This window comes from Caenispirillum salinarum AK4 (genome assembly GCF_000315795.1).
In the GTDB taxonomy this organism is placed as follows: domain Bacteria; phylum Pseudomonadota; class Alphaproteobacteria; order Rhodospirillales; family Rhodospirillaceae; genus Caenispirillum; species Caenispirillum salinarum.
Genome location: NZ_ANHY01000006.1, coordinates 182,565 through 203,303, shown reverse-complemented (window position 1 = coordinate 203,303; position 20,739 = coordinate 182,565). Strand labels below are relative to the sequence as shown.

Here is a 20,739-nt window from a genome sequence, read left to right as displayed (position 1 = left end):
CGGCCTCTGGTTACCGGCTGGCGAGTTCGGTCGCCGGCGTCTGCGCCGGGTCGATGCCCTGGGCGGCCTGTGTCTCGCTCATCCAGGCCTCGAATTCATCCTTGGGCACGATCTTCAAGGCGGCCGGCATGAAGCCGTGGTTGACGCCGCACAACTCCGAGCACTGGCCGTAGTACATGCCGGGCTCTTCCACCCGCACCCAGGTCTCGTTCAGGCGGCCGGGGATGGCGTCGGTCTTCAGGCCGAGCGCCGGGATGGCGAAGCTGTGGATGACGTCACTCGCCGTGGTGATGATGCGGATGTTGGTGTCCTCGGGCAGCACCACGGGCGTATCCACGGCCAGCAGGCGCGGCTCGCCCTCCTCCAGGTCTTCCGGGTACTTCATGAAGCTGTCCAGCGCGACGTTGCCGTGGTCCGGATACTCGAAGGACCAGTACCACTGGTGGCCGATGACCTTGAGCGTCATCTCCGCCTCCTGCGTGCGGTCCATGAAGTACAGCAGCCGGAACGACGGCACCGCGATGGCGACCAGGATGAGCACGGGGATGGCCGTCCAGGCGATTTCCAGCAGCGTGTTGTGGCTGGTCTTGGACGGCGTCGGGTTCTTCTTCGCGTTGAAGCGGAAGATGCAATAGCCCAACAGGCCCATGACCAGCAGGACGATGCCGATCATGATGATGGTGATGTAGTTGTGCAGGTCGTAGATCTGCGTCATGACCGGAGACGCGGGGTCCTGCATGTTCATCTGCCACGGTTCCGGCTGACCGGCCGCGGCGGGCCCCGCCATAATCGCGAGACCGATGAACGCCAGGACGGCGGCGCGAAAACCGCGCAGCCGTGAAAGCCCAAATGCCATGTCCTAGCCTCCCTTGGCTGGACCGTGCCGCCCTCGTGGTTCGGCGTTCCCTTGACGGGTCTGGATGCGTCGGGTGAACGCCGAGAGTTCGGCAACAAGTCCCTGCGAACGCTTATTACTTTTCTTGCATGTGACGACAGTATGAGGATTCGTCTCCGCTGCCGCAACACCTTCCTGAGCGGTTTGAAGGGTTTTTTGAACACATGCAAACCTATTTTTGACGTAGGAATTCCTTATGTTGCGGCGCGCAAAGCCCCTTGTTTTTCTTCTTTATCCGAGTTGCATACATGGTTTCCGTGCCGCATCACCGCCGCAGGCATAACGCTTAACGGTTGAGGCAGGACACGAAAAAGCGGCCCGGAACGGGTCCGGGCCGCACGTTTGACCGCCAATGTTCCGGCACGGAGCGCCGGAAACGAAGGTCAGCGGGGCGTCACGCAATCAAAGCGCACATACCACTCATCGCTCACTTCGAAGCGGCTGTCCAGGGCGGCGACGCGGCCATACTGCGCGCAGTAGAGGGCGGCATCCTCCTTCACATCCTCGTAGCCGCGACGGCTGAAGAAGCCCACATCCTCGGCGTAGGTGACGGTCAGGGCGCTGGGTGGCAGCGGCGGCGCGGCCTCGGGCGTGGCGGGGGCCGGAACCAGCGCTGCCGGCGTGCCCAGGGGGCGGGACACGGCCGGCTCAGGCGCAGGCATGGGGGCGGCTGTCTCGGCCGAGCGGGCGGGCGGCGGGTCGGCGTACTCCGGCGGCATGGCGCCCGCCAACGCAACCGCGGCGGGGGCGGCCGCCGCCACAAGCACCGCCAAGCCAAGGCGCGTGAAAGCCGGCATGAGTCGCATGATCCCCTCCTCCTCCCGAAGATAACGGGCGGAGTGTGCCACAGGAAGTCGGCCCCGCAAAAGGCGGAAAAACCGGCTGTTTTCAGTACTCGCGGTCAGGATGGTCGCGATGGTCGCCCAACCGCATGATCCCGACCGCCATGGCGACGCTGCCAAATGTGCCGCAAATCGACCCCACCAGCAGGTAGAGCCCGACGGTCATCCCGAAGCCATCGCCGCCGAACAGCAGCGTGCGCATGTTCGCCATGTCGGTGGCGATGACGGCCGCGCAGAAAACAAGCCCGGCGATGATGCCGGCGGCGCAGTGCTGGACGAGGAACCAGATGAGCGTGTTGCGCCGTATGTGATCCCGGCGGCTCCGGTGCTGGTGATCGTGTCCGAGACCCATGGCGACGCCTCCGCGGAATGCGCAAAACCTATCGTACGTTACGCATGGAGTTGGGTTCGGGATTGCGGTCGGCGCAAGATCGCTAACCTTTCGGTCGATGTCAGCCGTCGGAACCTGCGATCTCCTCCAGTCGCATCCTGTCGACCTCCACGCGCCGCGCATCCACCTTGTTAACGAGTCCGCTTCGCCGGAAGTCCGAGATGAGGCGGCTGGCCGTTTCCTTCGTGATGCCAAGAATTGCGCCGACGTCGTCCCGCGACGGAAGTTCGACGGCCGGCCGCGGAGACTCGGCGCTGGCACACTCGTCGTGCAAGTCCGCCAACAGGCGCGCCATACGCTGGCGCGCGCCCCCGGTGGCATAGTGGGTCAGCCAGCCGTGCGCCTTCTGGACCGCGAGGTGCCAGTGGTGGATCATCCGCGTGGAAAGCCAGGCCTGGCGCTCCATCACGGTCCGAACGACGCTGATCGGAACGCGGCAGACCTCCACCTCCGTCAGCGCCTCGGCCGTATGGTCGCAGGGCTCCCCCAGCAGCGTCTCAAGCGCCAGAACATCGGTGCGGCGCGCGAGGCGCACGATCCGGTACGAGCCGTCGGGCAGGTAGTTGACCAGCTTGACGACGCCGCGCCGGACGATGAAAAGCGCGTCGGCGTGCGTCTCCGCGTCATAAAGCGTCTCGCCTGCCGGAACGACGAGATCGGGCACCGCTGGCGCGATCTCGTCCAGTTCGGATGGGGACAGTCCCACGAACAACGCATTTTGCCGCACCGTACACTCGCGGCACCGCTGAGCCCTGCGTCCGGCCTCGGACTGACGCGCGGTGCTGGAGCACTTCTGCATCGACGGCCCTGCCAACTGGCCCATCCGGCTCATGGTAACCCTCGCCACCCAACGCGACAGAACGGGACCGGGCGGAGCCGGTCGCCCACCCTGTGTATCGTGCCCGGCGCCCCACGGCAAGCCGCCCGCCCCAGCCACAGCCATTGAACAAGAAAACCCCGCCAAGCCTTTGACTTGGCGGGGTTTATCTGGTGAGCCCGACAGGATTCGAACCTGTGACCCGCTGATTAAAAGTCAGCTGCTCTACCAACTGAGCTACGGGCCCTCACTGGGGAGGCGGCAATCTAGAAAACCGGGGGCGGCGGGTCAAGCCCCTAAAATCGCTGTCCCGCCGCCCTGTGACGCCGCGGCACCCCGGCCTTCGTCACTCCTTGACGTCGGCGGCGACACGCATTTCCAGAATGCGGTCGGGATAGCTGACCATGCCGTTGGGGCCGGACCCCTTCTTGATCTGGTCGACGGCGTCCATGCCTTCGACGACCTTACCCCAGATGGTGTACTGGCCGTCCAGGTGCGGGGCGTCCTCGAAGACGATGAAGAACTGGCTGTCGGCGCTGTTAGGGTTCGCCGCACGCGCCATCGAGACCGTGCCGCGCACGTGGCGCTCGTTGGAGAACTCGGCCGGCAGGTTCTGGCCCGAGCCGCCCGTGCCGGTGCCCGTCGGGTCGCCGCCCTGGGCCATGAAGCCCGGGATCACGCGGTGGAAGGGCGTGCCGTCGTAGAAGCCCTCGCGCACCAGTTCCTTGATGCGGGCGACGTGCTTGGGCGCCAGGTCGGGGCGCATCTCGATGACGACGCGGCCGTGTTCGAGGTCCATGTACAGGGTGTTCTCGGGATCGGCCGCGGAGGCCGTCTGCGACGCGGTCATGATGAGAAAAACTCCGATCAGTGCGCTCAGAATGCGGTTCAGCATGGATACATCCTTTTCCCGCACGCGCGGGTGCGAAAGCTGAGGGACGGGCGGAGATCGGCGCGGCGCCCTCCCCGCCTGAACGGGTCAGGTGGCATTGCCGTCGGGAGCCGCCTTCTCCTCGGCGAAGCGGCTCTCCAGCGCCTTGCGCACCGTTTCGGGCACGAAGGTGGAGATGTCGCCGCCCAGCCGTCCGATCTCCTTGACGAAGCGCGAGGAGATGAACTGGCAGCGTTCCGACGCCATGAGGAACACCGTGTCGATGCGCGGGTTCACGCGGGCGTTCATGCCGGCCATCTGGAACTCGTACTCGAAGTCCGAGACGGCGCGCAGGCCCCGGATGATGGTTTGCGCCCCGCACTCGGCGGCGAAGTGCATCAGCAGATTGTCGAAGGGTCGGACCTCGATGGCGCACCCGTTCTTGCCCGGCAGGGCGTCGACGGCCGCGCGGGTCAGGTCGGCCCGCTCCTCCAGGGTGAACAGCGGGCCCTTGCCGGCATTCACCGCCACCCCGATGATCAGCCGGTCCACCAGCTTGGTCGCCCGGTTGATGATGTCCAGGTGACCGTTGGTGATGGGGTCGAACGTGCCGGGGTAGACGCCGACGCGATCAGCCATTGCCCTCGCCTCCTTCCTGGGCGCCGCCTTCGTCGGACGCCTGGGCGTCGCCGGCCTCGGGCGCAGCCCCGGTCTCGGTCTCGTCACCGTCTTCCTCGCCCTCGGCGTCCTCGGGCTCGGTGCCGTCCAGCGGCAGGTGGGCGACGGACACCACCGACTCGTCGGCGGCGGTACGGAAGAGCGTCACGCCCTGGGTGTTGCGGCCGGCGATGCGGATGTCGTGCACGCCCATGCGGATGATCTGCCCGGCGTTGGAGATCAGCATCACCTGATCGGTGTCGGAGACCGGGAAGCTGGTCACCACCAGGCCGTTGCGGGCGCCGGTGTCGATATTGGTGATGCCCTGACCGCCCCGGCCGGTAATGCGGTACTCGAAGGCCGAGGTGCGCTTGCCGAAGCCGTTCTCGGTCACCGTCAGGATGAATTCCTCGGCCTCGGCGAAGGTGTCGAACTGCTCGCGCGTCAGGCTTTGCTCGGCCAGCACCGCGTCCAGGTCCACCTCGTGGGCCTCGCCGCCGTCCTCGCCGTTGCCGTTGCCGTTGGCGCGGCGGAGCGTGCCGGCGACGCGCAGGTAGGCGTCACGCTGCTCGGTGTCGAACTCCACGTGCCGCAGGATGGACAGCGACACCACATGGTCGCCGTCGCCCAGGCGGATGCCGCGCACGCCCATGGAGGTGCGGCCGGCGAACAGGCGCACGCCGCCGATGGGGAAGCGGATGCACTTGCCGTTGCGGGTCGCCAGCAGAACGTCATGGGCGTCGGAGCAGGTGGCGACGCCAATCAGGCTGTCGCCCTCCTCCAGCTTCATGGCGATCTTGCCGTTGGACTTGATGTTGGTGAAGTCCGACAGGCTGTTGCGCCGCACCGTGCCGGCGCTGGTGGCGAACATGACGTGCAGGTCGCCCCAGGTGTTCTCGTCCTCGGGCAGGGCCATGACGGTGGAGACCGTCTCGCCCTCGTTCAGCGGCAGCAGGTTCACCATGGCCTTGCCGCGCGATTGCGGGTTGCCCAGCGGCAGGCGCCAGACCTTCATCTGGTAGACCATGCCGGTGGAGCTGAAGAACAGCACCGGCTGGTGGGTGTTGGCGACGAACACGCGGGTGACCACGTCCTCGTCGCGCGTCTGCATGCCCGCACGGCCCTTGCCGCCGCGCCGCTGGGCCCGGTAGGTGGTCAGCGGCACGCGCTTGATGTAGCCCGACGAGGTGACGGTGACGACCATGTCCTCGCGCTGGATCAGGTCCTCGATGTCGGCCTCGAACTCGCTCTCCTCGATGGTGGTGCGGCGGGGAGTGGCGTACTCCTCCTTCATCTCCACCAGTTCGGCGCGCATGATCTCGAACAGCCGCTCGCGGGAACGCAGAATGGACAGGTATTCCTCGATCTCGCCGCCGATCTCGCGCAGTTCGCCGTGGATCTTCTCGCGCTCCAGGCCAGTCAGGCGCTGCAGGCGCAGCTCCAGGATGGCCTTGGCCTGAGCCTCGGACAGCCTGTACTTGCCGTCGATGACCTGGTGGCTGGGATCGGCGATCAGTTCCACCAGCGGCTCGACATCGCCCGCCGGCCAGGACCGCGCCATAAGCTGGTCCTTGGCGGTGTTGACGTCCGGCGCGGCGCGGATCAGCTCGATGACCGGGTCGATGTTCTCCACCGCGATCGCCAGGCCGACCAGCGTATGGGCGCGTTCGCGGGCCTTGCGCAGCAGATAGATGGTGCGCCGGCGGATGACTTCTTCCCGGAAATGGATGAAGGCCCGCAGCACGTCGACCAGCCGCAGCATCTCGGGCTTGCCGCCGTTGATGGCCAGCATGTTGACGCCGAAACTGGTCTGCAGCGGCGTGTAACGGTAGAGCTGGTTGAGCACCACGTCGGCCACGTGGTCGCGCTTGACCTCGATGACGACGCGCACACCGTGGCGGTCGGACTCGTCGCGGATGTCCGAGATGCCCTCGATGCGCTTGTCGCGCACGAGTTCGGCCATCTTCTCCTGCATCGTCGCCTTGTTCACCTGATAAGGCATCTCGGTGACGATGATGGCCTCGCGGCCCTTGGACGGTTCCTCGATGTGGCAGCGCGCCCGCATCACCACCGAGCCGCGCCCCGTGGTGTAGGCCGAGCGGATGCCCGAGCGCCCGAGAATCGTGCCGCCCGTCGGGAAGTCGGGTCCGGGAACGATGCCCAGGATGTCCTCGTCGCTGATCGACGGATCGTCGATCATGGCGCACAGCGCGTCGATCACCTCCCCCAGGTTGTGGGGCGGGATGTTGGTCGCCATGCCCACCGCGATGCCGCCCGCGCCGTTGACCAGCAGGTTCGGGAAGCGCGCCGGAAGGACGATGGGCTCCCAGGCGCTTTCATCGTAGTTGGCCTGGAAGTCGACCGTTTCCTTGTCGATGTCGTCCAGCAGCGAGTGCGCGGCCTTGGCCAGGCGCGCCTCGGTGTAACGCATGGCCGCCGGGGCGTCGCCGTCCATGGAGCCGAAGTTGCCCTGCCCGTCCACCAGCGGCAGCCGCATGGACCACGGCTGCGCCATGCGGACCATGGCGTCGTAGATCGCGCTGTCGCCGTGCGGGTGGTACTTACCCATCACGTCACCGACGATGCGCGCCGACTTCTTGTAGGGCTTGTTGTACTCGTACCCGCTTTCCTTCATGGCGTAGAGAATGCGCCGGTGCACGGGCTTGAGGCCGTCGCGCACGTCGGGAAGGGCACGGCTGACGATCACGCTCATGGCGTAATCGAGGTACGAGCGTTTCATCTCGTCCTCGATGGCGACCTGCGTGACGTCGTACTCGGGCGGAGTGGACGGGGGGTTCGTCAATGCTGTGGCCTGAAATGGATGACTGGGCGAATGTGCGGCGCCGGCGCGGTCCCGGCGCGAAGTGTCCCCGGGGCGGCGCCATGCGGTCGCGGTGCCGTGACCGGGGCGGAAAAACTAGCAAATGAGGGCAGATACGGCAACGTTTCTTACCCCTTCGGCGCCCGCCCCGGCAGCCTTTACGACGCCAGCGCGCGCACTGGCGTCTCTGCCGCGACATCGGGTGCAGGGGCTTCGGCGGCGCGCGGCAGGGCGGCGTGGAACGTGCTGCCCTCGCCGGGTGCCGAATCCACCCACAGGCGGCCGCCGTGACGCTCCACGATGCGGCGGCAGACGGCCAGTCCGATGCCCGTTCCCTCGTATTCGTCGCGGGCGTGCAGGCGCTGGAAAATCTGGAACAGGCGGTCGAAGTCGGCAGGATCAATCCCGATCCCGTTGTCGGCCACCGACAGAATGACCATCCCGCCTGCCGCGTCCTCATCCTCCTGCAGGCGCCACCCGACCGAGATGACGGGCTCTCGGTCAGGAGCACGGTACTTCAGGGCGTTGCCCACCAGATTCTGCACCAGCCGCACGAGTTGCGAGCGGTCCCCCAGCACCGGCGGCGCATCGGGCGCCACGGTGATGGTTGCCCCGGACTCGGCAACGGCGATGCCAAGATTCTCCACCGCCTCGGCCAGGACGGCGGCCGTGTCCTGCGGTGCAGGCTCCTCGCCGCGGGTGCCGACACGGGAATACTCCAGCAGGTCGCGGATGAGCTGCCCCATGCGCTTTGCGCCGTCAGCTGCCGTATCGGCGTAGCCGCGGCCCTTGTCCGACAGCCGGTCGCCTTCCCGCCGCAGCAGGAGCGACAGGTAGGACGACACCATGCGCAGCGGTTCCTGCAGGTCGTGGGAGGCGATATAGGCGAACTGCTCCAGGTCCCGGTTGCTGTCCTCCAGCGCCCGGGACTTTTCGTGCAGCGCGGTCTCCGCCTGTTTCCGGCGGGTGATGTCGGCATGGACGCCGATGACGCGCACCGCCCGCCCCTGCGCGTCGACCTCAACCGCACGGCCGCGGTCGGCGATCCAGGTCCAGCCGCCGTCCTTGCGGCGCAGGCGGTGCTCGGCCGCGAAGACACCGTTATCAGGAGTCTCCACGTGCGCCATGAGCGCCGCCATCGCGCGCGGCTTGTCGTCGGGGTGCATGAGCGCCTGGAACCCCTCCACCGACAGGTCCAACTCGCCGGGTCCATAGCCCAGCATGGCCGGAAGGCGCGGGCCGAAGACGACGCTGTTGGTCGCCACGTCCCAATCCCAGAGGCTGAGGTTTCCGTTTTCGAGCGCCGCCCCGAGGCGTTCTTCGCTCAGGCGAAGCCCTTCCTCGGCGCGCGCCCGGCGGCGCTCCCCGCGGACGAACAGGGCCAGCGCCAGGGCCACGGCCAGCACCATCACGACACCACCGGCCGCGGCGATGTCGCGGCGGCGGCTCCAATCCGCCAGAATGCCGTCGCGCGCCATCTCCACGAGGCCGATCAACGGAAAATCCCGGGCGAGCCCCACTCCAACAACCACACCGGCGGTTTCAAGTGCGGTGTCGGGGTCGGTTTCCTTGCCGTTGCGGACGCTTTTCAGCGCCGCGTCGAGCCGTCGGCGCAGCACTGCGGGATTGTCGACCGGAGCCGGCCCGCCCTTCGCAAGCGGGGCCAGAACCGTTCCGTCGGAAAGCATGAGCATGACCGTCGCGCCGGACATACGGGCCTGCTCCGCCGCCCATTCGCCCAGGCGGCTCAGGTCCACCAGCGAAACGGCGTAGCCCTCGAAGGACCGGGCATCATTCCATCGCGCGCGGCTGACCGCGATGGTGCCAGGGACGCCCGTTTCCGGCGCCGATGAAATGATCATGTCCTCCCAGCCGTCGCGGTGCCGTTCCAGAACCTGCTGGCGCCAGGACCGGGAGATTTCGGGGAAGCGCACGCTTGCGGCGATACGCTGACCGCGCGCGCCGAAGACGGCGCCCGAGTGCATCCCCGGCAACAGCGCAGCCTGGCTGTCCAGATCGAAATCGATCCGGGCGGGCTGGTGAGGGTTGCGGTAGGCGACCCGGTTGGCGTCCACCGCCGCCTTGTCGCCAAGCAGCGCCAGCGTGGCGGCGTCCGAGGCCACCTGCCGCGCCAGATGCATGGCGTCGATCTGCGCCAGCCGCAGCGTGGCGGTGCGCTCCTGCAGAAGGACCCAGGTTCCGGCGGACAGGCCGAGCGCACAAAGGCTGACTGCCCCTAAAACGGCGGCAAGCGTGACGCGGCGGGACCGGGCCGCGCTGTCTGTGGCGGCGGGCATCAGCGCTCCAGCGCGGTGCGCACCGCTTCGACCAGTGCCGGGTCCAGACCCAGCGCGCGGACGATCCCAACCTGATGGGCCATGAGGTCGGCCCGCGTGGCGGCCAGCACGTCAGGCGACGGCCGGACGATACGCACCCCCTCGGCCGCCAGCCGGGCAACGGCCTCTTCCTGCGCGGCTGCGGCCATGGCGCGCCCGTCCTCGACCACCGCATCCCAGGTTTCCGTCATGGCGGTCCGCACGTCGTCGGGCAGGCGGCCCCACAGCCGCGGCGAAACAATGGGCACGTATTGGGCGAAGTACTGGCTGTCCAGATACGCGCCGTCGATGCCGCGTGTCCACAGGCTGGCGCTGACCACCGTACCAGCGCTCGTCAGCGTCCCGTCGATGGAGCCGGACTCCAGGGCCGGCGGCAGGTCCGGCCAGGGAATCAGCACGGCTTCGGCACCCAGCGCCCGGATGCGGGCGGCGTTGCCCTCTCCGCCCGCCACCCGCAGGCGCAAACCTTTGATGTCGGCGGGGTCTTCAATGGTCGCGCCGCGCGTGAACAGGTGCGTCCTGCCCAGGTCGATCCAGCGGCCGAGCACGCGAACGCCCGTTGCCGCCTCCAGCCGCGCATTCAGTGTCCGGCCCGCCGCCCCGTCGCGGATGGCATGGTTCACCGTGTCCTCGCGACCGTAGAACATGGGCAGCAGGAAAACGGCGAAGTCGGGCTCATACCGGTCCAGGTGCCACATGCCCGGCACCGCGACGTCGACGCGGCCGGCGGCGACGGCCTCGACCACGTCGCGCCCGCGAAAGAGCGCCGCGCTGTCGTGAACCTCCACCCGCACCCGGCCGTCGAGCCGATCCTCCAGACGCTCCGCGAACAGGCGTAGCACCCGCGTCTGAACATGATCGGCCGTGTTTTCCGAAGAAATGCGGATGGTCGGTGTGGCTGCGCCCGCATCCGTCGCGCGCCCGCCGATCCCCACCGCCAGGACCGCCAGAAGCCCCGCCATGACCATGACGGTCACCGCCGGCCGCGCAGCGCGGCCGACAAGGCCATTGCACCCCACGCGCATGGCCACCCCCTCAATACGTTCTTACCACTTCGGATCAGAAGGTATGACAACCGCCCAACAACGGCAAGAGAACTCGGACCGCCGGCGGCGATATCGGGACATGACAAAGGCGGCCCCGCCGGAGCGGTGGCCGCCTCGCTGTCTCGCATCGCCCGTCGGGCGATCAGAAGGGGATTTCGTCGTCCAGGTCGGACGGCGGGGGCTCCCAGCCGCCGCCGCCGCCACCGCCGCCGGGGCCGCGACCGCCACCGCCCTGGCCGCCGCCGAAGCCGCCCTGGTCGTAACCGCCCTGGTCGTAACCGCCGCCGCCGTAGCCGCCGCCACCACCATAGCCGCCGCCCTGGCCGCCGCCGCCGCCTTCACCGCCACGGCCGCCCAGCAGGGTCAGCTCGCCCTTGAAGGGCTGCAGCACCACCTCGGTGGAATAACGGTCCTGGCCGTTCTGATCCTGCCACTTGCGGGTCTGAAGCTGGCCTTCGATGTAGACGGAGGAGCCCTTGCGCAGGAAGCGCTCGGCAATGTCGGCCAGCGGCGGCGAGAAGATCACCACACGGTGCCATTCCGTGCGCTCGCGCTTTTCGCCGGTCTGGCGGTCCTTCCACGTCTCGGACGTGGCGATGGACAGGTTCACCAGCTTGTTGCCGTTCTGCATGGTGCGGACTTCCGGGTCGCGGCCGAGGTTGCCGACCAGGATGACCTTGTTGACGCTGCCTGCCATGAAAGGGGTCTCGTTTATCTGGAGTCGTCGTTCAATCGCGAATGGCCGCACACTCTAACCGGTCGCGTCGGCGCCGCAAAGCCCCGTGTTCGACGGCTGTTCGGTATCCGACCGCCGGGCTGCGTTTCAAGAGGTTGCCAACGGCTTACCGCCTGATATTCTTACTGTTCGCGCGCCAGCGGCGATCGTTTGGCGCAGTCAAACAAGCGGAGGCTTTGCAAATATGATCAAGCGTGCAGCCATCGGCGCCGTTTCGGCGCTTGCGCTCACCCTGGGGGCCGGCCAGGCCATGGCCGAGATGAAGATCGGCGCCCTGGTGCCGCTGACCGGCGACCTGCAGGCCTACGGCGAAACCTCGCTCAACGGCATCAAGCTGGCCGCCAAGCACATCAACGAGCAGGGCGGCGTGCTGGGCGGTGACGCCGAGATCGCGGTCGGCGACACCCAGACCACTCCGCAGGTCGGCGTCGACGCCGCGCAGAAGCTGGTCAACGTCGAGGGGGTTTCGGGCATCGTCGGCGCGCTGTCGTCGGGCGTGACCATTCCGGCCGCCTCCAGCGTGACCTCGCAGGCGGGCGTGCCGCAGATCTCGGGCGCGTCCACCAGCCCCGAGATCACCACGCTGAACGACAACGACTTCCTGTTCCGCACGGTGCCGACCGACGCGGTGCAGGGCATCGCCCTGTCGGAGATCACCAACGCCCAGGGCCACAAGAGCGTCGGCGTGGTCTACATCAACAACGACTACGGCGCCGGTCTGGCCGAGGCGTTCAGCGAGGCCTACAAGGCGTCGGGCGGCAAGATCGCCGGCTCGGTGGCCTACGAGAAGGGCCAGGCGTCCTATCGCGGTGAACTGCAGCGCGCCGCCGAGGGCGGTGCCGACGCGCTGGTGCTGATCGGCTACCCCGAGAACGGCATCACCATCATCCGCCAGGCCCTGGAAGGCGGCTACTTCAGCAAGTTCGTGCTGTCCGACGGCATGAAGGCGCCCGAGATCATCGACTCCATCGGCGCCGACTACATGAACGGCTCGGTGGGCACCGCCCCGGCCGCCGCCGGCAAGGGCGCGGATCTGTTCAAGGAGGCCTATGAGGCCGAGTTCGGCGAACTGCCGCCGAAGCCCTACATCGACAGCGCCTACGATGCCACCTTCCTGCTGGCGCTGGCCGCCGAGAAGGCCGGCTCCAACGATCCGAAGGCCGTGCGCGACGCTCTGCGCGACGTTTCGGCGCCCCCGGGCGTGGAGGTGCTGCCGGGCGAGTGGGAGAAGGCCAAGAAGCTGCTCGCAAACGGCCAGGACATCGACTACCAGGGCGCCGCCGGTCCGGTGAACTTCGACGTCAACGGCGACGTGCTGGGCACCTACGAGGAGTGGACCGTCGAGGACGGCAAGATCGTTTCCAAGCGCATCTTCCTGCCCGAGAGCTGATCGGCTCCGCCGAGACGCTGACGGAAAAGGCCCGCGGAGCGATCCGCGGGCCTTTTTTCATGCCGGGCGATCCAGCGCTCTACCCCGAGAACCGTCCCGAGCGCGGGAAGCCCGACGGCGGCAGCTTGCCGGCCCCTGCCCGCTTGCCGCGCCAGGGCGTCAGGTCGGTTTCGGTGCGGGTCTTCTCGCCCCACTTCCACGACAGGCCGTCTTCGGCGCGGAAGACGGTCAGGTCGCGCATGCCGCCGTCCTTGTACTTCTGCAGGATCACGCCCCGTCCGCGCTGCATCTCCGGCACTTCCTCCAGGTCGAACACCAGCAGCTTGCGGTTGTCGCCGACCACGGCAACGCTGTCCTGCCCTTCCGCCAGCGGAATGCAATGGGTTGCGGTGTCATCCTTGCCCGGGTTGAGCACCTGCTTGCCGCCGCGGGTCTGCGCCACGACCTCGTCTTCCGACACAATGAAGCCACGGCCGGAGCGCGACGCGAGCAGCAGCCTGCTGTCCGGCCGGTAGACCAGCATGGCGGTGATGTCGCTGTCGTTGGGCAGGTCGACCATCAGGCGCACGGGCTCGCCGAAGCCGCGTCCGCGCGGCAGGCGGTCGCCGGTGATGGTGTAGAAGCGCCCGTTGGTGCCGAAGACCAGGATCTTGTCGGTCGTCTGGGCGTGCAGGGTCAGCTTCAGGCTGTCACCTTCCTTGAATCGCTGGCCGTTGTCGGCGCCCACGTCCACATGGCCCTTCACCGCCCTGATCCAGCCCTTTTCCGACAGGATGACCGTGATGGGCTCGCGCTCCACCAGGGCTTCCAGCGGCACCACGACGGCCGAGGGCGCCTCGCCGATCTCGGTGCGGCGGCGGCCCAGTTCGGTGGACTGGCCGAACTTCTTCTTCGTGTCGCGGATCTGCCCGGCGATGGTCTTCCAGCGCAGGCCCTCGTCGCCCAGCAGGGCCTCGATGCCCTCCTTCTCCTCCGACAGCTGGTCGTGCTCGCGCTTCAGCTCCATTTCCTCAAGCTTGCGCAAGGACCGCAGGCGCATGTTGAGGATCGCCTCGGCCTGGACGTCGGTCAGCTCGAAGGTGCGCATCAGTTCGGTCTTGGGCTCGTCCTCCTCGCGGATGATGCGGATCACCTCGTCCAGGTTCAGGAAGGCGATGATGTAGCCCTGCAGGACCTCCAGCCGGTGGTTGATCTTGCCCAGCCGGTGTTCGGAACGGCGGATCAGAACTTCGTGCCGATGGTCCAGGAAGGCCTGCAACACTTCCTTCAGCGACATGACGCGGGGCACGCCGTCGGCGTCCAGCACGTTCATGTTCAGGCCAAAGCGGATTTCCAGGTCGGTCTGCTTGAACAGATGCTCCATCAGCACGTCGGGATCGACGGTGCGCGAGCGCGGCTCCAGCACGACGCGCACGTCTTCGGCCGACTCGTCGCGCACGTCGCCCAGGATGGGCAGCTTCTTGGCGTTGAGCAGGTCGGCGATGCGCTCGATCAGCTTGGACTTCTGAACCTGGTAGGGAATTTCCGTGATGACGATGTGCCAGAGGCCGTGGGAAAGCTTCTCCACCTCCCACTTGGCTCGCAGGCGGAAGCCGCCGCGTCCTGTGGCATAGGCCTCGCGCACCGCATCGGCGGTTTCCACCAGAACGCCGCCGGTCGGGAAGTCCGGGCCCTGGACGTATTGCAGCAGGTCGCCGCTCTCGACGCCGACGCCAAGCTCGTATTCCCGCGTTGGTCCCTCCGCGCGAGCGGCATCGTCAAGCGGGGCTCCCGACACGTCGCGCTTCCGGGCTTTCTTGATGAGGTGCAGCAGCGCGTCGCACAACTCGCCGGCGTTGTGGGGCGGGATGTTGGTCGCCATGCCCACCGCGATGCCCGAGGACCCGTTGGCCAGCAGGTTGGGGAAGGCCGCCGGCAGGACGACGGGCTCGTGCTCCTCGCCGTCGTAGGTGCCGCGGAAGTCCACCGCGTTCTCGTCCAGGCCCTCCATCAAAGCCATGGCGACTTCCGTCAGGCGGGCTTCCGTGTATCGCATGGCGGCGGCGTTGTCGCCGTCGATGTTGCCGAAGTTGCCCTGGCCTTCCACCAGCGGGTAGCGCACGGCGAATTCCTGCGCCAGGCGCACCATGGCGTCGTAGACGGCCGTGTCGCCGTGCGGGTGGTATTTACCGATGACGTCGCCGACCACGCGGGCGCACTTCTTGAAGCCCTGCCCCGGGTCCAGCCGCAGCGTGCGCATGGCGTACAGCAGCCGGCGGTGCACCGGCTTCAAGCCGTCACGCACGTCGGGCAGCGACCGCGACACGATGGTCGACAGCGCGTAAGCCAGGTAACGCTCGCTCAGCGCATCGGCCAGCGGCGCGGGGCGGATGTCCTCGGGTTTGGCGGGTTTCGTCGTCATCGTGTGGGTGCGCTTCTCTGCCTTCTGCGTGCACGGGGCGGCGGGAGCCTGAGCCTACGCCCTTCGGTGGATCGAAATATAGGGGATCAACCGGTCATGCGGTCAAGAAATCGTGCCCGCTGCGGCGGAACCGGCCGCCCCAGCGCGGGAAACAGCCGCCGCTCTAGGAAGAATCCTGTCAGCCGCAACCCCGCCACCACCGCCGGCCGATCCGTCGGCGCCTCGGCGTCGATGAGGAAACCCGGCAGAGGCAGCAGGCGGTCGGCGTAGGGAGCCCCCGCCTCGTCCGAAACCGCCCGTCCGGTGCGCGGGCTGACCCATTCCAGCCCCTCTGTCGCCCCGGTCGCCGCGCATTCGGACAGATCCAGGCCGTAGCCGAGTTCGGCGATCAGCGCCGCCTCCCATCGTACCGTCAGCGGAGCCCATTCGTCATCGCGGGCCAGGGCACCGATGAGCAGGCGCAGGCCCTCGAACAGCAGGGGATGAGGCTCGCGCTCGGGCAGGGCGTTCTCGGCCAGGGCACAGACCGACGCCAGGCAGGCCAGCCGGTCGCGATCGCCCAGCAGCCCGGCGACGCGGGCATCCAGAAGCTCGCCGGTGAACTGGCCCAGGTGTTCTTCAAGCCGGCCGCGCCAGGTGACGTCCAGCAGGTTGCCCGGCTGCCAGAGCCCGCGCGCCGCCTTGCCCGATGCCCCGCGCACCAGGCCGCCGTGGCGGCCATGCGCGCGGGTGAGGATGTGGACGACGGCACTGGTCTCGCCATGGCGGCGGGCCGCCAGCACGATGCCTTCGTCCCGCCAGTCCATGAGAGGCCTACAGCACGCCGATGGCGACCGCGCCCAGGCCCAGGACCATGGCCGAAACGCCGAATCCGAGCAGGAGGGCATCGGCGTTGACCTGGGCGGCCGTTCGCGTCGCGCCCCGCCGGGCGCGGCGATCGCGGAGGGTTATCATGGTGCCCAGAAGCACCACGCCCAGTCCCAGAACCATCATGCCCAGCGCCAGCGACATGGCGTCTAGTCTCCCCTGCCTGTTCAGGCGTCGAAGTCCAGGCCCCAAGCCATGTAGTGGTCGCGCCGCTCGTGCCAGTCCTCGGCGACCTTGACGTGCAGGAACAGGTGCACGCGGCGTTCCAGCAGCTCCTCCAGTTCGGTTCGCGCGGCCGCGCCGATACGCTTGATCTGGGCGCCCTGCTTGCCGAGCACGATGGAGCGCTGGCTGTCGCGCATGACGTAGATGATCTGGTCGATGCGCACGCTGCCGTCCTTGCGCTCCTCCCACGCCTCGGTTTCGATGGAAACGCTGTAGGGCAGCTCCTGGTGCAGGTTCAGGAACAGCTTCTCGCGCGTGATCTCGGCCGCCAGCAGGCGCTGCGGCAGGTCCGACACCTCGTCCTCGGGGAACAGCCAAGGGCCTTCCGGCATCCGCGCAGCCAGGTAGTCCACCAGGTCGCGCACGCCATCGCCCTTCAGCGCCGAAATCATGAACACGTCGGAGAACGCGCCCGTGTCGAACAGGTCCGCCGAGAGGTCGAGCAGCGACGGGCGGGCGACGGTATCGACCTTGTTGATGACCAGCACGGCCTTTCGCTTGGCCTCCAGCAGGCCGTCGATGATGGCCTTGACGTCCTCGGAAAAGCCGCGGCGGGCGTCCACCAGCAGCATGACCATGTCGGCATCCGCCGCACCCGTCCAGGCGGCGGACACCATGGCGCGCTCCATGCGGCGGTTGGGCTTGAAGATGCCCGGCGTGTCCACGAAGATCAGCTGCGACTGCCCTTCCATGGCGATGCCGCGCACGATGGAGCGCGTCGTCTGCACCTTGGGCGATACGATGCTGACCTTGGTGCCGATGATGGTGTTGACCAGGGTCGACTTGCCGGCGTTGGGCGCGCCCAGCACGGCGATGAAGCCGGCGCGGGTGGGCTTCGCCCCCTCGGCGGCGCCCTCCGGCACAGGCTCGTTGTCGTTGGTCTCGGGCGTATCGGAGGGGGTCATGGTCACTGGCCTGTCACGTTGGCGAGCAGCGTCTCGGCGGCCATCTGCTCCGCCTTGCGCTTGGAAGTCCCGGTGCCGGTGGCGGGCGCGATGCCCTGGACCGTGACGGCAACGACGAAACGGGGATCATGGGCCGGCCCGGTGGTCTCCACCGTCTCATAAGCCGGCAACGGCTTGCCCTGGCCCTGGGCCCATTCCTGCAGCGCGGTCTTGGCGTCCTTGGGCGGGCGGACATCGGCTTCCATGAGGTCGGTCAGCGCCTTGAGCAGAAAGCGGCGCGCCGCCTCCAGACCGCCATCCAGGTACAGCGCGCCGATGACGGCCTCGCAGACGTCGGCCTTGAGGCTGGCGGAGTTGCGCGACCCCGCTTCCTCCTCGCCGCGCGACAGCTGGACATGGGCTCCCAGGTCGAGGCGGTCGGCGACGATCACCAGCGCCTCCTTCCGCACCAGGGCGGCATGACGGCGGGCGAGCGGGCCTTCGGGCTCCTCGGGATAGCGGGACAGCAGCATGTCGGCCACCACGAGGCCGAGCACCCGGTCGCCCAGGAACTCCAGGCGCTCGTAGCCCACGGGAAACGGCCCGCCGGCGCTGCGATGGGCCAAGGCCTCGGCCAGCAGGTGGGGGTTCTTGAAATGGTGGCCCAGGCCCTTCTCAAGGCGGGCCCGATCAGCGGGAACTGTGGCGGTCATGCCGGCTACGTGGAACCTCAGTCAACGGAATCGAAGAAGCGCGACCAGCGGATCGCGGACGGCCACTTCCAAACTTCCCACAGGCGGGCGGTGCCGTCGGTGGAGAAGAACAGGAATTCGGCGCGCCCCACGAAGTTCTCCAGCGGCACGAAGCCCACGTCGGCGCGGCTGTCGGCGGAGTTGTCGCGGTTGTCGCCCATCATGAAATAGTGCCCGTCGGGCACCGTGTACAGCCGCGTGTCATCGGACATGCTGGTTTCGCTGGCCTCGATGATGCGGTGCTGCGTGCCGCCGGGCAACGTCTCGATGTACTGCTTGAAGCGGTGCGTGTTGCCGTGAACGTCCCGGAAGATGTAGTCCTCGACCTGTTCGCGCGGAACCACCTCGCCGTTGAGGTACAGGCGGCCGGCCTTCATCTGGACCGTGTCGCCGGGCAGGCCGATGACGCGCTTGATGTAGTCGGTGCGGTCGTCGCGGGGATACTTGAAGACCGCCACGTCGCCCCGCTCCGGCGGGTCCTCCAGCACCCGGCCCTCGAACGGCGGCAGGCCGAAGGGGAAGCTGTGGCGCGAGTAGCCGTAGGAATACTTGGAGACGAACAGGTAGTCGCCGATCAGCAGCGACGGGATCATCGATCCGGACGGAATGTTGAAGGGCTCGAACGCCACCGTGCGCACCACCACGGCGATGAGCACGGCGTAGATGATCGTGCGGACCGTCTCGCCGAAGCCGCCCGACTTCTTTTTGTCGTTAAACAAGCGCTCTCACCCTATTGATAAACAAGAAAATCCCGCCGAACGACGCGCGGCAGGCCGCAAGGATCAAGCCAGCCCGCGCGTCACAAGTCAAGGCGGCGGTTCATCCGGCTCGGGCCGCGCTTTCGTCAGGCACTGCCGGCGGGCACGGCGGTGATGATGACCATGGCCTCGGCGATAGGATATTCGTCGGTCAAGGTCAAGTTGATCCGCGCTTCCATGCCCGGAGGCGTCATCTCCTTCAGGCGCTCCAGCGCGCCGCCGGTCATGACAATGGTCGGCTGGCCGCTGGGCAGATTCGCCACCCCCAGGTCGCGCCAGTAGACCCCCCGCCGGAAGCCGGTGCCCAGCGCCTTCGACGCGGCCTCCTTGGCCGCGTAGCGTTTGGCGTAGGTGCCGGGATACTGCTTGCCCGCCCCGCGCCGGCGTTCCGCCTTGGCGATTTCCGTCTCGGTGTAGATGCGCTGAATGAAGCGATCGCCGAAACGGTCCAGTGTCTTCTCGATGCGGCGGATGTCGATCAGGTCGTTGCCCAGGCCCAGGATCATCACGGCGGCGGGTCTCCTCTGTGGTCGCAGGCGTTGAACGGTCTACAGCACGCCGGCGCGCGCCTCGTCCATCAACGCCCGCATGCCGCGGATCGCCTCGGGCAGGCCACCGAAGATGGCCTCGCCCACCAGGAAGTGGCCGATGTTCAGCTCGGCGATGGTGGGAATGGCCGCGATGGGCTTGACGGTGGCGTAGGTCAGCCCGTGGCCTGCGTGGCATTCCAGGCCCAGGCTTTCCGCCTCGGCGGCGGCGGTGATGATGCGCTCCAGCTCCCGCGCGCGCTCGGTCTCGCTCTCGGCGTCGCAGTAGGAGCCCGTGTGCAGCTCCACCACCGGCGCGCCCAGGTCGGCGGCCGCCTTGAGCTGGCGCGCATCCGCCTCGATGAACAGCGACACGCGGATGCCCGCCGCCCCCAGGTCGTGGACGATAGGCTTGAGGTGTTCGAACCCGCCGGCGGCGTCCAGGCCGCCTTCGGTGGTGCGCTCCTCGCGCTTTTCCGGCACAAGACAGCAGGCGTGCGGCTTGTGGCGCAGCGCTATGCCGACCATTTCCGCAGTCGCCGCCATCTCGAAGTTGAGCGGCAGGGTCAGCGTCTCCATCAGCCGCTCGATGTCGTCGTCGCGGATGTGGCGGCGGTCCTCGCGCAGGTGCGCGGTAATGCCGTCGGCGCCGGCCTCGGTCGCCACCTGGGCGGCCCGCACAGGGTCGGGATGCCGGCCGCCGCGCGCGTTGCGCACGGTCGCGACGTGGTCGATGTTGACGCCGAGGCGAATGCCGTTGGTCACTTCTTGCCCTCCGAGGCTTGCGCGGTTGCGGGTTTGCCGGGCCCGGCCGTGCCGGTGCCCTCGCCGCCCGTGGTGCCGGTGCCGGTCTGCGTCAGCGCGGCCAGGCGCTCCAGGCGCCGCATGGTGCGGATACGGTCATAGGATGTCAGGAGCCGCTTCAGCGGGAAATAACAGGCCGCCCAGGCCGTCAGCGCCCAGGGCAGCGACCCGACGAGCATGGGCCACCACACCGGCCAGACGTTTTCCGCCAGCATCTTGGCGTCGGTGGTGATGACGCCTTCCCACAGCGCGGCGAAGACGGCGCCGAAATCCAGCGCGTGGGCCGACTGGGTCTCCTGTCCCAGCAGGAAGGTGCCGGTGTGCCAGCTCAGGATCCAGATAAAGGGAAAGGTCCAGGGGTTGCCGATGATCGTGCCGATGGCCGATGCCAGAACATTGGCCCGCAGCGCCCATGCCAGCGCCGCCCCCGCCAGGAAGTGAAAGCCCACCAGCGGCAGGAACGACACCGCCGCGCCGCAGCCAAATCCCGCCGCAATGGTGCCCGCCGTGCCCTGCAGGCGATAGAGCTTCAGCGCATACAGCCGCCCCAGCCTTCGCCAGCCCGGGCGCGGCCATACGAAGTCCCGTACCTTGACGGAAAACGTCTTTGGGACACGGCGCTTGAACATCGCGGGGTGAGAGGTCCTGAACGGAGGCGTGCCGGAAAGGCCCGCCGGGTGAGGTTTCGATGCTTCCGATATTGTGCGGCGACCGGCACC

At 67.8% G+C, this 20,739-nt stretch carries 20 protein-coding genes and 1 tRNA gene; 1 reads left to right on the top strand and 20 read right to left on the bottom strand.

Annotation, left to right across the window (positions count from 1 at the left end):
* Positions 1–10: 10 nt before the first annotated feature.
* The 11 genes from coxB to ssb all read right to left on the bottom strand — a co-directional run bounded on the left by coxB (position 11) and on the right by ssb (position 11,373).
* Positions 11–856, bottom strand: a complete 846-nt coding sequence (gene coxB / locus C882_RS07350; protein WP_009539946.1) for a cytochrome c oxidase subunit II — start codon at positions 854–856, stop codon at positions 11–13.
* A 422-nt stretch (positions 857–1,278) separates the two neighbouring features.
* The gene (locus C882_RS24980) at positions 1,279–1,701 is read right to left on the bottom strand and encodes a hypothetical protein (RefSeq protein WP_009539945.1); all 423 of its coding nucleotides are present in this window, start codon (positions 1,699–1,701) and stop codon (positions 1,279–1,281) included.
* Between the two features lie 82 nt (positions 1,702–1,783).
* The gene (locus C882_RS07340; RefSeq protein WP_009539944.1) at positions 1,784–2,089 is read right to left on the bottom strand and encodes a hypothetical protein; all 306 of its coding nucleotides are present in this window, start codon (positions 2,087–2,089) and stop codon (positions 1,784–1,786) included.
* A gap of 100 nt (positions 2,090–2,189) precedes the next feature.
* On the bottom strand, positions 2,190–2,960 hold the full coding sequence (locus C882_RS07335; protein ID WP_236262537.1) for a Crp/Fnr family transcriptional regulator: 771 nt from the start codon (positions 2,958–2,960) through the stop codon (positions 2,190–2,192).
* 156 nt (positions 2,961–3,116) lie between these two features.
* Positions 3,117–3,192 (bottom strand) — tRNA-Lys (locus C882_RS07330).
* A gap of 99 nt (positions 3,193–3,291) precedes the next feature.
* Entirely contained in the window at positions 3,292–3,840 is a 549-nt protein-coding gene (locus C882_RS07325; RefSeq protein WP_009539942.1) for a peptidylprolyl isomerase, read from the bottom strand.
* Between the two features lie 84 nt (positions 3,841–3,924).
* Positions 3,925–4,455: a pantetheine-phosphate adenylyltransferase gene (coaD, locus tag C882_RS07320; RefSeq protein WP_009539941.1), complete on the bottom strand. Its 531-nt coding sequence runs from the start codon at positions 4,453–4,455 to the stop codon at positions 3,925–3,927.
* Positions 4,448–7,276 carry a DNA gyrase subunit A gene (gene gyrA, locus C882_RS07315; RefSeq protein WP_009539940.1) on the bottom strand — a complete coding sequence of 943 codons (2,829 nt, stop codon included), beginning with the start codon at positions 7,274–7,276 and terminating at the stop codon, positions 4,448–4,450. The genes coaD and gyrA overlap by 8 nt, the downstream gene beginning before the upstream one ends.
* Before the next feature lie 176 nt (positions 7,277–7,452).
* Positions 7,453–9,591, bottom strand: a complete 2,139-nt coding sequence (locus tag C882_RS23030) for a sensor histidine kinase (RefSeq protein ID WP_009539939.1) — start codon at positions 9,589–9,591, stop codon at positions 7,453–7,455.
* The gene (dctP, locus tag C882_RS07305) at positions 9,591–10,655 is read right to left on the bottom strand and encodes a TRAP transporter substrate-binding protein DctP (protein WP_009539938.1); all 1,065 of its coding nucleotides are present in this window, start codon (positions 10,653–10,655) and stop codon (positions 9,591–9,593) included. The genes C882_RS23030 and dctP overlap by 1 nt, the downstream gene beginning before the upstream one ends.
* A 163-nt stretch (positions 10,656–10,818) precedes the next feature.
* Positions 10,819–11,373 (bottom strand): single-stranded DNA-binding protein, encoded by a 555-nt coding sequence (gene ssb, locus C882_RS07300; protein WP_009539937.1) that lies wholly within the window; start codon positions 11,371–11,373, stop codon positions 10,819–10,821.
* A 223-nt stretch (positions 11,374–11,596) separates the two neighbouring features.
* Here ssb and C882_RS07295 point away from each other — a divergent pair, with 223 nt between their 5' ends.
* Entirely contained in the window at positions 11,597–12,802 is a 1,206-nt protein-coding gene (locus C882_RS07295; RefSeq protein WP_009539936.1) for an ABC transporter substrate-binding protein, read from the top strand.
* A 79-nt stretch (positions 12,803–12,881) separates the two neighbouring features.
* On the opposite strand, the gene C882_RS07290 is transcribed toward C882_RS07295, so the two are convergent.
* The 9 genes from C882_RS07290 to C882_RS07250 all read right to left on the bottom strand — a co-directional run bounded on the left by C882_RS07290 (position 12,882) and on the right by C882_RS07250 (position 20,649).
* Positions 12,882–15,203, bottom strand: a complete 2,322-nt coding sequence (locus C882_RS07290; RefSeq protein WP_009539935.1) for a DNA topoisomerase IV subunit A — start codon at positions 15,201–15,203, stop codon at positions 12,882–12,884.
* 86 nt (positions 15,204–15,289) lie between these two features.
* A complete protein-coding gene (gene recO, locus C882_RS07285; RefSeq protein WP_009539934.1) occupies positions 15,290–16,009 on the bottom strand; it encodes a DNA repair protein RecO in 720 nt (239 codons plus the stop codon).
* A gap of 7 nt (positions 16,010–16,016) precedes the next feature.
* Positions 16,017–16,214, bottom strand: coding sequence for a hypothetical protein (locus tag C882_RS07280; RefSeq protein WP_009539933.1), 198 nt, complete (start codon positions 16,212–16,214; stop codon positions 16,017–16,019).
* A gap of 23 nt (positions 16,215–16,237) precedes the next feature.
* Positions 16,238–17,200, bottom strand: a complete 963-nt coding sequence (gene era / locus C882_RS07275) for a GTPase Era (RefSeq protein WP_083875727.1) — start codon at positions 17,198–17,200, stop codon at positions 16,238–16,240.
* A 2-nt stretch (positions 17,201–17,202) separates the two neighbouring features.
* On the bottom strand, positions 17,203–17,892 hold the full coding sequence (gene rnc / locus C882_RS07270) for a ribonuclease III (RefSeq protein ID WP_009539931.1): 690 nt from the start codon (positions 17,890–17,892) through the stop codon (positions 17,203–17,205).
* Positions 17,893–17,909: 17 nt separating this feature from the next.
* Entirely contained in the window at positions 17,910–18,650 is a 741-nt protein-coding gene (lepB, locus tag C882_RS07265) for a signal peptidase I (protein ID WP_009539930.1), read from the bottom strand.
* 125 nt (positions 18,651–18,775) lie between these two features.
* Positions 18,776–19,195 (bottom strand): holo-ACP synthase, encoded by a 420-nt coding sequence (acpS, locus tag C882_RS07260; protein WP_043644103.1) that lies wholly within the window; start codon positions 19,193–19,195, stop codon positions 18,776–18,778.
* A 42-nt stretch (positions 19,196–19,237) separates the two neighbouring features.
* Positions 19,238–19,981: a pyridoxine 5'-phosphate synthase gene (locus C882_RS07255; RefSeq protein ID WP_009539928.1), complete on the bottom strand. Its 744-nt coding sequence runs from the start codon at positions 19,979–19,981 to the stop codon at positions 19,238–19,240.
* The gene (locus tag C882_RS07250) at positions 19,978–20,649 is read right to left on the bottom strand and encodes a DUF2062 domain-containing protein (protein WP_009539927.1); all 672 of its coding nucleotides are present in this window, start codon (positions 20,647–20,649) and stop codon (positions 19,978–19,980) included. Before C882_RS07250 ends, C882_RS07255 begins: the two co-directional genes overlap by 4 nt.
* Between the last annotated feature and the right edge of the window lie 90 nt (positions 20,650–20,739).

Excerpts from the sequence above, each read along its gene's own strand:
- C882_RS07290 (WP_009539935.1), bottom strand. The coding sequence starts at position 15,203 with ATGACGACGAAACCCGCCAAACCCGAGGACATCCGCCCCGCGCCGCTG.
- coaD (WP_009539941.1), bottom strand. The coding sequence starts at position 4,455 with ATGGCTGATCGCGTCGGCGTCTACCCCGGCACGTTCGACCCCATCACC.
- C882_RS07280 (WP_009539933.1), bottom strand. The coding sequence starts at position 16,214 with ATGTCGCTGGCGCTGGGCATGATGGTTCTGGGACTGGGCGTGGTGCTT.
- era (WP_083875727.1), bottom strand. The coding sequence starts at position 17,200 with ATGACCCCCTCCGATACGCCCGAGACCAACGACAACGAGCCTGTGCCG.
- C882_RS23030 (WP_009539939.1), bottom strand. The coding sequence starts at position 9,591 with ATGCCCGCCGCCACAGACAGCGCGGCCCGGTCCCGCCGCGTCACGCTT.
- C882_RS07335 (WP_236262537.1), bottom strand. The coding sequence starts at position 2,960 with ATGAGCCGGATGGGCCAGTTGGCAGGGCCGTCGATGCAGAAGTGCTCC.
- coxB (WP_009539946.1), bottom strand. The coding sequence starts at position 856 with ATGGCATTTGGGCTTTCACGGCTGCGCGGTTTTCGCGCCGCCGTCCTG.
- C882_RS07295 (WP_009539936.1), top strand. The coding sequence starts at position 11,597 with ATGATCAAGCGTGCAGCCATCGGCGCCGTTTCGGCGCTTGCGCTCACC.
- acpS (WP_043644103.1), bottom strand. The coding sequence starts at position 19,195 with ATGATCCTGGGCCTGGGCAACGACCTGATCGACATCCGCCGCATCGAG.
- dctP (WP_009539938.1), bottom strand. The coding sequence starts at position 10,655 with ATGCGCGTGGGGTGCAATGGCCTTGTCGGCCGCGCTGCGCGGCCGGCG.
- ssb (WP_009539937.1), bottom strand. The coding sequence starts at position 11,373 with ATGGCAGGCAGCGTCAACAAGGTCATCCTGGTCGGCAACCTCGGCCGC.
- C882_RS07325 (WP_009539942.1), bottom strand. The coding sequence starts at position 3,840 with ATGCTGAACCGCATTCTGAGCGCACTGATCGGAGTTTTTCTCATCATG.
- C882_RS07340 (WP_009539944.1), bottom strand. The coding sequence starts at position 2,089 with ATGGGTCTCGGACACGATCACCAGCACCGGAGCCGCCGGGATCACATA.
- recO (WP_009539934.1), bottom strand. The coding sequence starts at position 16,009 with ATGGACTGGCGGGACGAAGGCATCGTGCTGGCGGCCCGCCGCCATGGC.
- rnc (WP_009539931.1), bottom strand. The coding sequence starts at position 17,892 with ATGACCGCCACAGTTCCCGCTGATCGGGCCCGCCTTGAGAAGGGCCTG.
- C882_RS07250 (WP_009539927.1), bottom strand. The coding sequence starts at position 20,649 with ATGTTCAAGCGCCGTGTCCCAAAGACGTTTTCCGTCAAGGTACGGGAC.
- C882_RS24980 (WP_009539945.1), bottom strand. The coding sequence starts at position 1,701 with ATGCGACTCATGCCGGCTTTCACGCGCCTTGGCTTGGCGGTGCTTGTG.